Origin of the sequence: Oceanospirillum linum (genome assembly GCF_001995095.2) — a bacterium.
In the GTDB taxonomy this organism is placed as follows: domain Bacteria; phylum Pseudomonadota; class Gammaproteobacteria; order Pseudomonadales; family Halomonadaceae; genus Oceanospirillum; species Oceanospirillum linum.
This window is the reverse complement of the sequence record NZ_MTSD02000028.1, coordinates 1-724: the sequence shown is the minus strand read 5'-3', so window position 1 is coordinate 724 and position 724 is coordinate 1. Positions and strand designations below refer to the sequence as shown.

Here is a 724-nt window from a genome sequence, read left to right as displayed (position 1 = left end):
CTTCAATATCGTTTTTCAGCACGTTATGCAGTGCTGTTAACGAGTCTTGAACGGAGATTTTGTGGTACTCATTAGGATAAGGCACATGGTAAACGCCACCAGGGAAAGGGCCGAAACCTACTTTATATGGCACCACTTTACCCGTTAATGCCATACCCATCATGGTACGGCCATGAAAACCACCATTAAAGGCAATCACCGCTGAACGCTTAGTTGCCGCACGGGCGATTTTGATCGCGTTTTCAACGGCTTCAGCTCCGGTGTTCACCAAGAAGGCTTTTTTAGCCATAGTGCCTGGGGTCAGTTCACAGAGTTTTTTTGCCAAACGGATATAAGGCTCGTAAGGCATAACGTGGAAGCAGGTGTGCATCAGTTTTTGCATTTGAGCTTCAACAGCCGCCACAACTTTTGGATGACGATGGCCTACGTTGAGTACACCGATACCGCCTGCGAAGTCGATAAAGCGACGCCCTTCGATATCGAAAATTTCGCCATTTTCAGCACGATCCGCAAAGTGTGTGCTCATGTTAGCCGCGCCGAGTGGAACATATTGTTCGCGCAGGGCTTGAAGTTCAGCATTTGTTGTCATAATGGTTCCTGCTACAGGTTAAGTCGCGTCAGCCTAAACGGGCTGACGCCATATTCAGTGTGGAAAATTGGGGTTATTCTGCGCAGACTAGCGAATGCCACCGATGCAGATGTATTTCATTTCAAGATATTCTTC

At 47.7% G+C, this 724-nt stretch carries 1 protein-coding gene; it reads right to left on the bottom strand.

Annotated features, from left to right (window positions below):
• The coding region (locus BTA35_RS16460; RefSeq protein ID WP_139363694.1) for an aminotransferase class III-fold pyridoxal phosphate-dependent enzyme at window positions 1-589 on the bottom strand (589 nt) is incomplete at its 3' end.
• Window positions 590-724 lie beyond the last annotated feature (135 nt).